The sequence below is a fragment of the Nonomuraea sp. NPDC051941 genome, from assembly GCF_044593615.1.
Genome location: NZ_JBIUCF010000041.1, coordinates 36,525 through 48,897, shown reverse-complemented (window position 1 = coordinate 48,897; position 12,373 = coordinate 36,525). Strand labels below are relative to the sequence as shown.

The 12,373-nt window shown below is 71.0% G+C and carries 13 protein-coding genes; 7 read left to right on the top strand and 6 right to left on the bottom strand.

Translation table 11 applies throughout. The features are described 5' to 3' along the window. Nucleotides 1-10: 10 nt before the first annotated feature. A complete protein-coding gene (locus ACIHFD_RS47965) occupies nt 11-1,249 on the bottom strand; it encodes a cytochrome P450 (RefSeq protein ID WP_397372583.1) in 1,239 nt (412 codons plus the stop codon). Here ACIHFD_RS47965 and ACIHFD_RS47960 point away from each other — a divergent pair. The 3 genes from ACIHFD_RS47960 to ACIHFD_RS47950 all read left to right on the top strand — a co-directional run bounded on the left by ACIHFD_RS47960 (nt 1,233) and on the right by ACIHFD_RS47950 (nt 3,634). Next, nucleotides 1,233-1,604, top strand: coding sequence for a helix-turn-helix domain-containing protein (locus ACIHFD_RS47960; RefSeq protein WP_397372582.1), 372 nt, complete (start codon nt 1,233-1,235; stop codon nt 1,602-1,604). The genes ACIHFD_RS47965 and ACIHFD_RS47960 overlap by 17 nt on opposite strands. Nucleotides 1,605-1,795: 191 nt before the next feature. Next, nucleotides 1,796-3,370 (top strand): choice-of-anchor I family protein, encoded by a 1,575-nt coding sequence (locus ACIHFD_RS47955; protein WP_397372581.1) that lies wholly within the window; start codon nt 1,796-1,798, stop codon nt 3,368-3,370. Nucleotides 3,371-3,502: 132 nt separating this feature from the next. Then, the gene (locus ACIHFD_RS47950; protein WP_350734111.1) at nt 3,503-3,634 is read left to right on the top strand and encodes a hypothetical protein; all 132 of its coding nucleotides are present in this window, start codon (nt 3,503-3,505) and stop codon (nt 3,632-3,634) included. A 60-nt stretch (nt 3,635-3,694) separates the two neighbouring features. Here the strand turns inward: ACIHFD_RS47950 and ACIHFD_RS47945 are convergent, their stop codons facing one another. Next, entirely contained in the window at nt 3,695-4,099 is a 405-nt protein-coding gene (locus ACIHFD_RS47945) for a hypothetical protein (protein WP_350734113.1), read from the bottom strand. Between the two features lie 32 nt (nt 4,100-4,131). After that, nucleotides 4,132-5,448 (bottom strand): DUF6745 domain-containing protein, encoded by a 1,317-nt coding sequence (locus ACIHFD_RS47940; protein WP_397372580.1) that lies wholly within the window; start codon nt 5,446-5,448, stop codon nt 4,132-4,134. A gap of 194 nt (nt 5,449-5,642) precedes the next feature. Between ACIHFD_RS47940 and ACIHFD_RS47935 the strand changes: the two genes are divergently transcribed. Both ACIHFD_RS47935 and ACIHFD_RS47930 read left to right on the top strand, forming a co-directional pair. After that, nucleotides 5,643-6,593, top strand: coding sequence for a TIGR02996 domain-containing protein (locus tag ACIHFD_RS47935; protein ID WP_397372579.1), 951 nt, complete (start codon nt 5,643-5,645; stop codon nt 6,591-6,593). Next, a complete protein-coding gene (locus ACIHFD_RS47930; RefSeq protein WP_397372578.1) occupies nt 6,590-8,485 on the top strand; it encodes a hypothetical protein in 1,896 nt (631 codons plus the stop codon). Before ACIHFD_RS47935 ends, ACIHFD_RS47930 begins: the two co-directional genes overlap by 4 nt. Nucleotides 8,486-8,497: 12 nt before the next feature. Here the strand turns inward: ACIHFD_RS47930 and ACIHFD_RS47925 are convergent, their stop codons facing one another. From ACIHFD_RS47925 to ACIHFD_RS47915, 3 genes are all read right to left on the bottom strand, one after another. Then, complete coding sequence (locus ACIHFD_RS47925; protein ID WP_397372577.1) at nt 8,498-9,562, bottom strand: class I SAM-dependent methyltransferase; 1,065 nt, start codon at nt 9,560-9,562, stop codon at nt 8,498-8,500. A gap of 161 nt (nt 9,563-9,723) precedes the next feature. Continuing rightward, entirely contained in the window at nt 9,724-10,164 is a 441-nt protein-coding gene (locus ACIHFD_RS47920; RefSeq protein ID WP_397372576.1) for a cupin domain-containing protein, read from the bottom strand. A gap of 93 nt (nt 10,165-10,257) precedes the next feature. Next, nucleotides 10,258-10,749 carry a hypothetical protein gene (locus tag ACIHFD_RS47915; RefSeq protein WP_397372575.1) on the bottom strand — a complete coding sequence of 164 codons (492 nt, stop codon included), beginning with the start codon at nt 10,747-10,749 and terminating at the stop codon, nt 10,258-10,260. A 224-nt stretch (nt 10,750-10,973) separates the two neighbouring features. Between ACIHFD_RS47915 and ACIHFD_RS47910 the strand changes: the two genes are divergently transcribed. Both ACIHFD_RS47910 and ACIHFD_RS47905 read left to right on the top strand, forming a co-directional pair. Beyond that, on the top strand, nt 10,974-11,417 hold the full coding sequence (locus ACIHFD_RS47910; RefSeq protein ID WP_397372574.1) for an ester cyclase: 444 nt from the start codon (nt 10,974-10,976) through the stop codon (nt 11,415-11,417). Between the two features lie 43 nt (nt 11,418-11,460). Then, nucleotides 11,461-12,372, top strand: a complete 912-nt coding sequence (locus ACIHFD_RS47905) for an aminoglycoside phosphotransferase family protein (protein ID WP_397372573.1) — start codon at nt 11,461-11,463, stop codon at nt 12,370-12,372. Nucleotide 12,373 lies beyond the last annotated feature (1 nt).

Genomic DNA, 12,373 nt, shown 5'->3' with positions numbered 1-12,373 from the left:
GACCGGCCCCTCAAGGTGCGATAGCGTCAAACTCGATCATGAGCTGGCGGGGGCCGCGCAGCGCCGGGTTGGGCCGGTACGGCGGCGGGTCCGTGACCAGCCGGGGATTGACCAGCCGGCGGGCCAGCGCGGAGAGCGCCACCTGCGTCTCGCTCCGGGCCAGCGGCGCGCCGAAGCAGTAGTGGATGCCGTTGCCGAAGCCGAGATGCGCGTTGTCGGCGCGGCCGGGGTCGAAGCGGTCCGGGTCGGGGAAGCGGTGGGGGTCGCGGCTGCCGGCGGCGAGGACGAGCGCGAGGGGTGAGCCTCGCGGGATGGTGGTGCCTGCGAGGTCGATGTCGGCCAGGGTGCTGCGGCCGGTCAGCATGTGCACCGGTGGTTCGTAGCGCAGAAGCTCCTCGACCAGCGGGATGCTCAGGTCGGGTTCGTGGCGCAGCCGATCGAGCACGTCGGGGTGGCGCAGCAGGGTGAGCAGGCCGTTGGCGATGAGGTTGACGGTGGTCTCGTGGCCGGCGACCAGCAGCAGTGCGCCGGTGTTGAGCAGGTCGGTACGCGCCATCGGCCCGTGCGGGCCGGTGTCGGTGAGCAGGCCGGAGATCAGGTCGTCGCCCGGTTGGCGGACGCGGGCCTCGGCGAGCGTGTTGAGATATTCGCCCAGTTCGCGGGTGATCTCGCTTCTCCTGCGCTGGCGCTCCTCGAACGTTCCGGTGGTCGGGTCGAAGGCTTCCACGGTGGCGTCGGCCCACTGGCGGAAGCGCGACTCGTCCTCGCGTGGCACCCCGAGCAGGTGGCAGATCGCGGCCACGGGCAGCGGGTAGGCGAACTCCGCGACGGCGTCGATGCGGTTCTTCCCGGCGAAGCCGTCGATCAGGCCGTCGGTGACCCCGGCGAGCCAGGGGCGGAGGGCGTCGACGCGCCCGGGCGATTGAGGCGGCCCGAACGGGCGCATCGCCAGTTCCCGCAGCCGGTCGTGCTCGGGCGGGTCGCGGTTGATGAAAGGCAGGAGCAGGCTGTCCTCGGGAGAGGCGGTGGCCTCGGCCACGCCGGGGCGGCTGCGGGGGTCGGAGCTGACCCGCGGATCGTGCAGCAAGGCGACGATCTCCTCGTACGTGCTGACCACGTACGTGCCGTCGGCCTCCCGCGTCACCGGGGTCTTGCGCAGCTCGGCGTACAGCGGGTACGGGTTCGCCCGGTTGGCGGGGTCGAGGATCTGCTGGTAGAGGCTGGCCTGTGCCATGACGATGCCTTTCATGAACTCCGCGCGGGCAAGGTCGCTGTGGCTGCTCGGTGCGCCGCCCGCCGCACCGGAACCTTCCCGCCCCACGCTGTGCCTTGCATCAGGTACCGGCCAAACCTCCGCAAGCAATCAAGCGCTGCGCCGTCATCGGCATGCGGCACGACTGACCCTGGAGCAGCTCGCCGAGGCGTCGGGGGTCAGCGTCCGGACGCTGTCGGACATGGAGCGGGGTCGCAGCAGGGGACCCCGGCACCGCACCGTCACCGCGCTCACCGAGGCGATCGCCCTCATGGAGGCCATCGGCAGCCACGCCGTGTACGTCTCGCAGCACGTCACGGTCGCCGACCTCATCCGCCAAGCCGCCACCTGAGCCCGCCGCCCCCGGCATCTGACCGCGGCCACGGACCGGCCCTGGCGGCGCACTGCCATCGCTCGGGCCGGACCGGGCGTCGCGCCTCCGTGCCGCCTGAGCTGCGTGGATGAGGCTCTTCCCAGGTGCAATTCACCGCAAAGACATCCTGTGGCGCTCAAACGGTCATCGGCTGTCGTCACGATCGGCGAATGCACCGCTCACATGCCTTCCGGATGACCGCGGCCGCCGCCGGCGCCGCTCTCTCGCTCGCCATGCTGGCCGTTCCCGCCCAGGCGACGAGTTCGCAGGACAACGGGACCAAGGGCGTCAGCCTGGCGTTCCTCGGCCGGTTCTCGACCGGGTCGGTCGGCACCGGGGCCTCGGAGATCACCTCCTACGACCCCGCCACCAAGCGCGCCTTCGTGGTGAACGCGCAGGCGGGAACGGTGGACGTCCTCGACATCCGCGACCCGCGCAACCCGAAGCGGGTCACCTCCCTGCCCGCTCCCGGAGCGAACAGCGTCGCGGTGAGCAAAGGCCTGGTGGCCGTCGCGCAGCAGGCGGCGAAGAAGACCGGCCAGGGGAAGGTGACGCTCTTCCAGGCCGGTTCCGGCAAGAAGCTCAAGGCGTTCCCCGTGGGGGCGCTTCCCGACATGGTGACCTTCAGCGAGGACGGCCGCCGGCTGGTCGCCGCCAACGAAGGCGAGCCGGAATCGTACTGCGCGGGCGCCGTCGACGACCCCGAGGGGTCGGTGAGCGTCATCGACGTGAGGAGCGGCACCGTACGCACCGCCGACTTCCGGGCGTTCAACGACCGGACCGACGCGCTCCGGGCCGCGGGCGTGCGCATCTCCGGTCCGGGCGCGACGGTGGCCCAGGACCTGGAGCCGGAGTACATCACCGTGGCCGGTGACACGGCGTGGGTGACGTTGCAGGAGAACAACGCGGTGGCGATCGTCGATCTCGGCCGCGCCAAGGTCCAGCGGATCGTGCCGCTCGGCCTGAAGGACTTCGGCACGGTGGGCCTGGACGCCTCCGACAAGGACGGGAAGATCGACATCCGTCCCCGGGCCGGCGTCAAGGGGATGTACATGCCCGACTCGGTCGCGCACTTCCGCTCGAAGGGGGAGACGTACCTCGTCACCGCCAACGAGGGAGACGGCCGTGACTGGGACTGCCACACGGACGAGGTGCGCGTGAAGGACCTGACGCTGTCGGCCGAGGCGTTCCCGAACGCCGCCGCGCTGAAGAAGGACGCGGAGCTCGGCCGCCTTACCGTGGCCGCGGACTCGCCGAAGGACGCCTCGGGCGCCTACCGGCAGCTGAACGCCTTCGGCGCGCGCTCGATCTCCGTACGCTCGGCCACGGGCGCGCTGGTCTGGGACTCGGGGGACGAGCTCGAGCAGCTGATCGCCCGGGAGCTGCCCAAGAAGTTCAACGCCGACAACGAGGAGAACGACTCCTTCGACAGCCGCAGCGACAACAAGGGCCCGGAGCCCGAGGGTGTCGCGGTGGGTCAGGTGCGGGGGAGGACGTACGCGTTCGTCGGGCTCGAGCGGGTCGGCGGGGTGGTCGCCTACGACGTGACCGACCCCCGGCGCCCGGCCCTCGTCGACTATCTCAACACGCGCGACTTCGCCGGATCCGTCGAGGACGGGACCGCCGGCGACGTCGGCCCGGAGGGTGTCTTCTTCGTGTCCGCCGGGGACAGTCCGACCCGCCGGCCGCTGCTGATCGTGGGCAACGAGGTGAGCGGGACCACCGCCATCTACGAGATCCGGTAGGTGGCCTCCCGGCTCCTGACGCGCCGTACGTCGGGGTTCGCGAGGTAACGTCATCGTCACAGGTGCCGCTCGCCGTGATCCGCGCACGTCTTGTTCTCGAATGCGCGGCAGAAACCTGACTGGAGGTCCCTCATGGCGCGACGAATCTCCCTCCTGCTCGTCCTGGCCGTCTCGGCGCTGGCGCTGCTCGCCGGCACCGTCGCCGGGCCCGCCAACGCCGCGACAGCCATCGAGTACGGGCTGATGGCCGCTCTGGTGCCCTGAGAGAAGACAGAAGGGCGGATGTCCGGCATCCGCCCTTCCCGGCCCGACGGCGGATGGCCTTCAGTCGGCGACGAGGCGGGTCTGGTCGGCCTGCTCGCGCTGGCGCCGCAGCTCGTAGGTGCCCGGTGCGATGCCGGTGAAGGCGTGTTCGGGGTGCGCGAGGTAGGCGGTCGCATCGTCGGCCACGGTCAGGACGCCGAGCACCATGCCGCCGCCGAAGCGCTCCGGCGTGAAGAACGCCTTGCCGGTGGAGAGCAGGAGGTGGGTGTTGGCCCCGCCCTGGCCGCGGACGATCGGGACGCCGGCCTCGGGGACTGGGGTGCGGGCCGGGTCCCGCTTGGCCGGTACGACGGCGACATCGCCCTGGAACTGCAGGCCGGACAGGATGGGGATCTCGGCCTGCCGGTCGAGGTGCTCGTCGACGGTGACGCCGAAGGTGGCCATGGCCTGCTCGATGGTAAGCATCTTCTCTCGGGCTCCTTTGCCGGTGGGCGGGGTCAGGATCGTCGTTGCGCGCCGGCGTACTGTGCCGGGGTGAGGCCGTAGGTCCAGGCGGCGGCCTGGATGGGGTCGCTGCAGTCGGCGGGGACGGTGAGGCCGAAGCGGCGGCGGGTGCCGTCCCGTTCGACGGTGCCGTTGGTGCACAGCAGGACCCGCACGTGCGTGGTGAAGATGTCCTCGGGGACGTCGTGCAGGGTGAGGGTCTGGCCGGGATTGCCGGGGTCGGGTACGGCGGGTCCGATCTGCTCCAGGCCGGCCTCGATGATGAAACGGTCCCAGCCGCGGCGTTCGATGGCGCAGCGGCGGATCTCGGCGTTGGTCTCGCGGAGGATCTCGTCGGTGGTGAGGGTGTCGTCGATGACGGCTCGGGGGACGTGGGTGCCGTGCCAGAAGTAGACCCCGAACCCGTCGGACCAGCCGGCGGTGGGGCCGTCGGCGCGGTGCGGCCGGTGCACGGCCCTGGCACCCTCGCCGACCTGCTCGAGGTGCAGCTCGGCCGGGCGCGGGCAGAGCATGACGAAGTCGAGGAAGGGCCACCACCACCAGCCGGCGGGCGCGGACCGCGCCGGGTCCTGCTCCGCGGCGCCCTGCCACGGCCCGTCCTCGTCCAGCGGCGCGACCGGGTCCTGTCCGAGGTCGCGCGGTGGGGCCGTGTCCTGGCCGGAGTCGTGCGGTGAGATCGTGTCCTGGCCGGGGTCGTGCCCTGGGAGCGCGTCCTGCCTGAAGCGGTCGACCAGGGGGAGCCAGGTGCCGGACCGCTGGAACGCCAGGTGGGCCCGCCACAGCCGCCGTACCTCGCCGCGGATCGTGTCCTGCCGCGAGCCGCCCACCGCCGCGTCCACCGCCGCCCGCACGGCCGCGTTCGACGCTTCGGCGACCAGGTTCAACACGCCGGCGGGCACATTCCGGCTCTCCTCGCGGGCGGGCACGTCCCGCACCGCCGAGGCCAGCGCGGCGTCCATCGTCGCGGCGATCTCGGCGTGCAGGGCGGTGGCCGCCGCGCCGTGCACCGGATCGCTCGCCGCCCCCTCGGCCGCGACCCGGACCGCGGCGCGCACGGCGTGGCCGACGCTCTCACCGGCGGTGTCGTCCACCGCGCGGTAGACGGACTCCAGGACGCGGTTGTTGCGGTGGCCGGTGCTCAGGCAGGCCGCGATCGGTGCGGCGAACGCGCCGACGAGCGGCGAGGACACCCACACGACCCGTTCCGGGAACGGGACCCCGATCTCCCGGTAACAGGCGCGGGCGGCGGACTCCCACGCCCGCCTCTCGATGGCGCCGTCGTCGTCCGGCTCGGGACCCGGTGAATTCACGGTGGAGACCTCCAACTGAGGCGGGCCCCCTGGCTCCGCCCGAGAGCGCCGCAAACGACACCGTGCCGCCTGGGACACGTCGGCGATCATGTACTCGGCGCAGCACGATACCTGCCCGCGCGGTCACTCGGGGTCGGTTTACAGATGATGTGCGGCGCCTTGACACATCTGTCGATCTCCGTACATTCGTACGAATGCAAGTGACCGCCGTCGAAGACGCGTTACGGGCTCATCCCGACGACCTCGCCTCGTGGGGTGCCTACAGTGACTGGCTGCTGGAGCAGGGCGACGCCAGAGGCACGCTGATCCGCCTCGAACAGCGCCTGGCACGCACCCGTCCCGCCGACCGCCCGGCCATGGAGCGGGAGATCGCCGACCTCGTCGCGGAGCACGAGGGCGGATGGGACGACGGGTTGCCGGCGACGGCGCACGTGCTGGCCCGCCGGTACGGCTTCGCCACGGAGGTCGCCGTCCCGTGGTCGGACGACGTCCGCGAGGTCGTGGAGCAGGTGCTGCGCGGCCGGTTCGTCACCACCCTGAGGATCACGTCCCACGAGGCGTCCGACGAGGACGAGGAGTGGGACGACGAGGACGACTTCTGGGACGATGACGATGACGAGGATGACGAGGACGACGAGGACGAGGACGACGGCCCGGGAGGCGGGGTTCGCTCCGGGCGCCTGGACATGGCGGCACTCGACGGGCTGGATCTCGGCCGGCTCACCGGGCTCGACCTTTCCTATCTGGACCTCGGTCCCAACGGCGCCGAACTCCTCACCACCTTGCTCCGCACGGACCGGTTGCGGGCACTGGAGCTGCGGTACTGCCGGATCGGCGACGCCGGTCTCGCGGCCCTCGCGGCGTCCCCGTACCTCGGCGGACTGCGCCGCCTGCACCTGCAGCGCAACAGGGTGAGCGCCGAGGGCGTGCGGTCCCTGCATCGGTTCACGGAGCTGACCGAGCTCGACCTGCGGTACAACCACATCGGCGAGGCGGGCGCGGAGGCCCTGATCGCGGCCCCGTTCGCCGGCTCCCTCGCGCGGCTGTGGCTGTACGGCTCCGATGTGGGCAAGGACGGCGTGCGCAGACTGGCGCACGCCGCGAACCTTCCGTCCGGGCTGCGCACCATGTGGAGGTCCATGTGAGCATCGAACTTCGGGATAGCTTCTTCGTCCTGTCGGCCGGGGACGCGCCCGCCGAGGAGGCCGCCCGGTATCGGGCGGAGGTGGACGCGACCGACGCCGAGCCGGCCGCGACGGTGGACGGGCTGGACATTTCCTGGCATCCGTCGGCCCGGTTCAAGGCGGTGCGGTTCATCGACGCCGAGCGGATCGACGAGCGGGTGCGGGAGCTGTTCGCCCGGCCGAGCGCGGACGCGCCGTACCTGGCGGCGGTGTTCGTGGATCCGCACGAGTTGTCGTTCCGCACGTTCGAGAACATCGTCCCGCTGGACCGCCTGTTCGAGGACGTGCCGCTGGAGGCGGAGCTGGCCGAGCGGGCGGAGCACGCGGACGGGGTGTTCTCGTTCTCGCTGCGGCTGCCGGCCGAGGCCCGGGCCCGCCTGGAGCGGCTGGACGAGCTGAAGCTGTACGTGCCGCCGCTGAACGCCGGGTCCCGGGGCGGCGAACGGTTCATCTTCCACTCGGCGCTGCTGGCCGAGGCGTTGAGCGCGGCGGTGGCCGACGCGTTGCCGCCGGCGACGGCGGAGGGGTTCTCGCACGTGAACCCGGTGTTCAGGTGCAACCGGTTCGAGCCCGGCGACGCGAACTTCCACCGGCACCGGGACACGCCGTACTTCGACGCGGCGCGGCGGCACATCTCCCGGTACACGGTGCTGCTCTACCTCACCGGCGGCACGGGGTCGCCGGCGCTGGACCTGATCGGCGGCACCGCGCTCAGCGAGATCGGCGACTTCACGTGTGTGATCTTCGATCAGCGGTACGAGCACGAGGGCGCCCCCTACCGCGACGGCCGCAAGGTGTTCCTGCGTACCGAGCTCATCTTCACCGCCGACGAGGTCACCGAGGCGCCGGAGATCGGCGAGCTGTTCAGCAAGGCGTGCTACCTCACCGGTGAGAGCATCTTCGCGCCGGAGCTGGCCCGGCACGCCGACGCGTACTACAACCAGGTGGCGGCCGCCCACTGGAGCGGCCTGGGAGACGGCCCGGCTCGCGAGACCTTCGTGCACAAGGAGTTCCGCGGGGTGCACTTCGTGGCCAACGGCTACGACTTCTGGTTCGCCAAGAGCGAGGAGCTGGCTCTGGCGGAGTGTGCCGCGATCACCCTGCTCGACTACTTCAACTGCAAGCTCGGCGACACCGCGTTCCGGGCGCTGTGCGAGACGGAGGTGATCGAGTCCGACGACGCCGCCTGGATCCCGGAGTTCCTGAGTGCCCGGCGCGGCGGGTCCGTCATGACGCGGGTGGACAAGTCGGCGTTCTTCCCCGAGCCGGAGCGGCCCAACAACCAGACCTGCTGCCCGTTCCACTCCTCCGGACGCTACGACCCCACGCGCCACGACGAGATCATCGATCTCTACACCGACGCGCAGTCCTTCGCCAAGGCGCACATCCTGCCCGCGCCGATCCTCATGCTCGGCGAGGACGTGGCCCTCGACCCGGACCGGTTCGTCATCCAGGACAACCTCATCCACGTGCTCGGCAAGGGCGCCCTCCAGCCGGTGAACTTCGCCGCCTGCTGGAACGACGAATCCATCCCCGAGGACTACGTGGTCGTCGCGGCCAAGGTCGGCGTTGCGCAGTTCCTCGTCCCGCCCATCATCTTCGCCGAGTCCGACGGCTGCTACCACCTCACGTTCGACTTCTTCCGCAACTCGTGGATGGTCGACCACCAGCGGGCCACCATCCCCATCCCGAGGATCACCGAGGACCAGTGGGCCGATCCGGAGGAGAGGAGCCGCGCCTGGCGGCGCTACGTGGACGACTCGCTCGTCGACGACGAGCACCCGCTGCCGCCCAGCGACCTGTGGGACGACGAGGAGGACGACTGGGACGACGAGGACGACGAGGACGACTGACGCGGCCGGGAATCAGCGGCGGGCGTCGTAGACGCGGTTGGCGGGGCCCTCCGCGGCCAGCTTCCAGGTACGCAGGCCGGCCTCGTGCGCGATGCGCCGCAGGGCGTCCTCGCCGGCGTGGTTCCCCAGCGCGTACGGTCCCTTCTGGGCCAGCGCCCCGGGCAGACACAACGTCGCGGACGTCGCGGTGAACGCGCGCCCGAGCGGGTTGATGTTGTCCTGGGGCGCCGCGGCGGCGTTCGGCTCGACGACCAGGCAGGCGCCGTCGGCGGCCAGCGTCGCCGCGGCCCGCCGGAACGCGGCGCCGGGGTCACCGAGGTCGTGCAGGCAGTCGAAGAAGGTGATCAGGCCGTAGTCACCGCCGGGGAAGTCGCCCGCGCCCGCGACCTCGAAGGTCACCCGATCGGCCAGCCCCTGCTCCGCCGCCGCCCGCCGCGCGCTCTCGACGGACGGGCCGTGGAAGTCGAAGCCGTGGAAGCGGGAGGCAGGGTACGCGTGCGCCATGAGCAGCGTGCTGTGGCCGAAGCCGCAGCCGACGTCGGCGACGGAGATGCCCCGCTCCAGCCCCTCCACGACGCCGTCCATGGCCGGCAACCACTCCTGCACCAGGGACGCCGCGTAGCCGGGGAGGAAGAACCTGGCCACCCCCTCGTACAAGGCGGACTCGTGCTCCTCCCAGCCCACGCCGCCGCCCGTCCGGTAGGCGTCCACCAGCGCGTCCTCGGTGGCGTAGAGCGGCTGGAGCATGGCGAACGCGCCGGCCGAGTACGCGGGAGAGGCCGGGTCCGCGAGCACGGCGGCGTGTTCGTCGGGGAACACGTAGGTGTCCGTGCCGGGCTCGTAGTACACGTACTGGCCGGCCACCTGGGAGGCCAGCCACTCCCGTACGTACCGCTCGTCGAGGCCGGCACGGGCGGCGAGCTCCCCGGAGGTCAGCGGCCCGGCTCCGGCCATCGCCTCGTAGAGCCCGAGCCGGGTGCCGATCGACGTGCACAGGCCCGCGAGGGCGGCACCGCTGTCGATCGTCACGCGTTCCAGGAACTCCTTCACCCGATCCTGGTCAAGCGTTTTCTCCATGATTTCCCCCGTTGTTTTGCGATCGCAAATCTATATAAACAGTGACAATCACAGCTATATAAACGGTGAAAATCAGCCCAAGCGCACGTATTTGTTCGAAGAGGCGGGAACCGAACCCGCTTCCCGCCTTCTTCGTCTTCAGTGCGCGGTCCGGCTCGTGGTCATGACCGCGGCGCGCGACGGTCCTTTCGGGCTTCCAGCTCCTGCGGGCTGACCGGGACCAGCATCGGCTGCCCGGGCGCGCAGAACATCGTCACCACGAACGCCGACTCCTCGTCGGCCAGGTGGTTGCCGTCCTGGTAGTGGATCACGTCCCCACCGGGCTCCCAGAACGCCTCACCGGCCCGGACGACCCGCACGGGTTCGCCTTCGAGCTCGAAGTTGATGGCGCCCTTGACCACGTACCCGTACGCGGGGCCGGAGTGCCGGTGCGGCGGCGCGCCCGGGCTGTTCGGCGGCAACGTGACCAGGATCGTCATCGCCTCGGAGCCCTCCGGCGCGCGCGGCACCCCCGGCACGGTGGCGACGATCTCGATCTTCGGCGGCGGCCCGCTCTGGTCGGGGTTCTCGAGCTGGTGGGCGTGAGCTTGGTCGATGCTCATCAGGTTCCTTTCACGGGACGTCGGCCGGCTCGGTCCGGCCGTGCACCAGCTCAGACAAGACAGCGTCCCGATGTGTGACAACGCTCTGACCCGTCAGAGGGCCAGCGCGGCCATGAAGGCCATGCTGGCCGCCATTCCGGCCGAGCAGACGTCCTGACCGAACATCCTTCGGTCCGCGCTCCGCTCGGGCAGGACGCGGAGGAGCCGGGCGCAGGTCCAGGCCAGCCCGATGACCAGGGCCAGCACGGCCGGCGAACCGCCTCCGTGCGGGTGCCCGGCCGTTGCGCCGGCGAGAGGGGGCGAGCCGAACGCCGTCAGCACCAAGAGGATGGACATGACCACGAAGTCCTGGATGTGATGACCGGTCTCGGCGCGGCGGGAGGGGGAGCCGCAGAGCCAGCCGGCGGTCAGCAGCGCGAGCACCGCGGCGGACAGGAACCAGCCGCCCAGGTGCCCGGCCGCCATGCCGAGCGCCATGACGACGTGCGGCCACCTCCTGGTGGGACGCGCGGAGGGCAGCAGGGCCGGGGCGAGAGCCAGGGCGCACCCGGCCGAGATCCCCACCGCGTGGAGGAAGGCCTGCATCAGGCGGTCTCGACTTTCACCGGGCAGGCACTCCTCGTTTTCCGAACTGGCCGAGATGGTAGTGGCCGGGCGATGCCGGCACCAGGGTGGTCACCCCCTCTGACAGGACAGCCCGGCAACCTGTGACAGGCGTATATATCTCTAGAAAACGACCTATGCCCGATATTGGCTTCTGTACTAAGGGTTGGCCCAATAATTGCCCATTCGACTATTAAAATGAGTCGATGTCTGATCCCCGACGCCCGCTGGACCGGCTGCGCAGGGCCTTCAACCGCCACGACCTGGACGGCCTCGCGGACACCTTCAGCCGCGGTGCGGTCCTCGTCGCGCCGGACGGCGTGGGCCAGGACAGGGACGAGATCGCCTCCTATTACGGCGCGTTCATCGAGGCGTTCCCGGACTCGAGGTGCACCGTTCAGTCGCTCACGATCCTGGGCGACACCCTGGTGGCGGAGTACACCCTGAGCGGCACGCACAAGGGCGCCTACCTGATGCCCGGAGGGGGCGTGGCCGCGGCGACCGGCCGCCCCATCCTCGTGCGCGCGTGCAGCGTCTCGACCGTGGAGGACGATCTCATCGTCAGCCACCGCATCTACTACGACCAGCTGGAGCTGGGCGCGCAGATCGGCGGCGCGCTCCGCTTCGGGGAGGACGAGAGCCCGGCCTGAAAACCCTTTGCACGGCGGCGGTCGCGGCCGCCACACTCTCGGGGTGATCGACAGTGTGCCCCCCGACGGACGTGCCGGAATCGACGCCTCGTTGGTCAAGCGGCTGATCGAGGACCAGTTCCCGCAGTGGAGCGATCTGCCCGTGACGCCGGTCGAGGTCGATGGCTGGGACAACCGCACCTATCGCCTCGGCGAGGAGATGACGGTACGCCTTCCCACCGCCGCCGGATACGCGCCGGCGGTCGACAAGGAACATCGATGGCTGCCGGTCCTCGCGCCGTCGTTGCCGGTCGCGGTCCCCGTGCCGCTGGCCAAGGGCGTACCGGGCGCGGGATACCCGTTCGGCTGGTCGATCCGCAGGTGGCTGGACGGGCGGACGGCCACCCTCGACCGCGTCGACGACCCGTGCGCGTTCGCGGAGTCGGTGGCCGGATTCCTCCTCGCGCTGCGGCGCGTCGACGCCACGGGCGGGCCTGCGGCCGGTGCGCACAGCTTCTACAGGGGTGCGCCGCCGGCGCACTACGACGAGGACACCCGTCGCGCTCTCGCCGCGCTGGACGGTCAGCTCGACACCGGCCTGGCCTCGGCCGTCTGGGACGCCGCCCTGGAGGCGACCTGGTCCGGGCCGCCGGTGTGGTTCCACGGCGACGTCGCCGGCGGCAACCTGCTGGTCAGGGACGGAAAGCTGGCCGCCGTCATCGACTTCGGAACCTCGGGTGTCGGCGATCCCGCCTGCGATCTGGTGATCGCCTGGACGATGTTCTCGGGCGACAGCCGGGAGGCCTTCCGCAGGGCCGTCGGCCAGGATCGCGCCATGTGGGCGCGGGCCCGGGGCTGGGCACTGTGGAAGGCGCTGATCGTGCTGGCCGAGAAGCTCGGCACCGACGAGGAGCAGGCCGCCGTCCAGCGGCGGGTCATCGACGAGGTCCTGGCCGACCACAAGGACGCCGGCTAGC

Excerpts from the sequence above, each read along its gene's own strand:
- ACIHFD_RS47955 (WP_397372581.1), top strand. The coding sequence starts at position 1,796 with ATGCACCGCTCACATGCCTTCCGGATGACCGCGGCCGCCGCCGGCGCC.
- ACIHFD_RS47920 (WP_397372576.1), bottom strand. The coding sequence starts at position 10,164 with ATGAGCATCGACCAAGCTCACGCCCACCAGCTCGAGAACCCCGACCAG.
- ACIHFD_RS47960 (WP_397372582.1), top strand. The coding sequence starts at position 1,233 with ATGACGATGCCTTTCATGAACTCCGCGCGGGCAAGGTCGCTGTGGCTG.
- ACIHFD_RS47945 (WP_350734113.1), bottom strand. The coding sequence starts at position 4,099 with ATGCTTACCATCGAGCAGGCCATGGCCACCTTCGGCGTCACCGTCGAC.
- ACIHFD_RS47925 (WP_397372577.1), bottom strand. The coding sequence starts at position 9,562 with ATGGAGAAAACGCTTGACCAGGATCGGGTGAAGGAGTTCCTGGAACGC.
- ACIHFD_RS47910 (WP_397372574.1), top strand. The coding sequence starts at position 10,974 with ATGTCTGATCCCCGACGCCCGCTGGACCGGCTGCGCAGGGCCTTCAAC.
- ACIHFD_RS47965 (WP_397372583.1), bottom strand. The coding sequence starts at position 1,249 with ATGAAAGGCATCGTCATGGCACAGGCCAGCCTCTACCAGCAGATCCTC.
- ACIHFD_RS47935 (WP_397372579.1), top strand. The coding sequence starts at position 5,643 with ATGCAAGTGACCGCCGTCGAAGACGCGTTACGGGCTCATCCCGACGAC.
- ACIHFD_RS47950 (WP_350734111.1), top strand. The coding sequence starts at position 3,503 with ATGGCGCGACGAATCTCCCTCCTGCTCGTCCTGGCCGTCTCGGCGCTG.
- ACIHFD_RS47915 (WP_397372575.1), bottom strand. The coding sequence starts at position 10,749 with ATGCAGGCCTTCCTCCACGCGGTGGGGATCTCGGCCGGGTGCGCCCTG.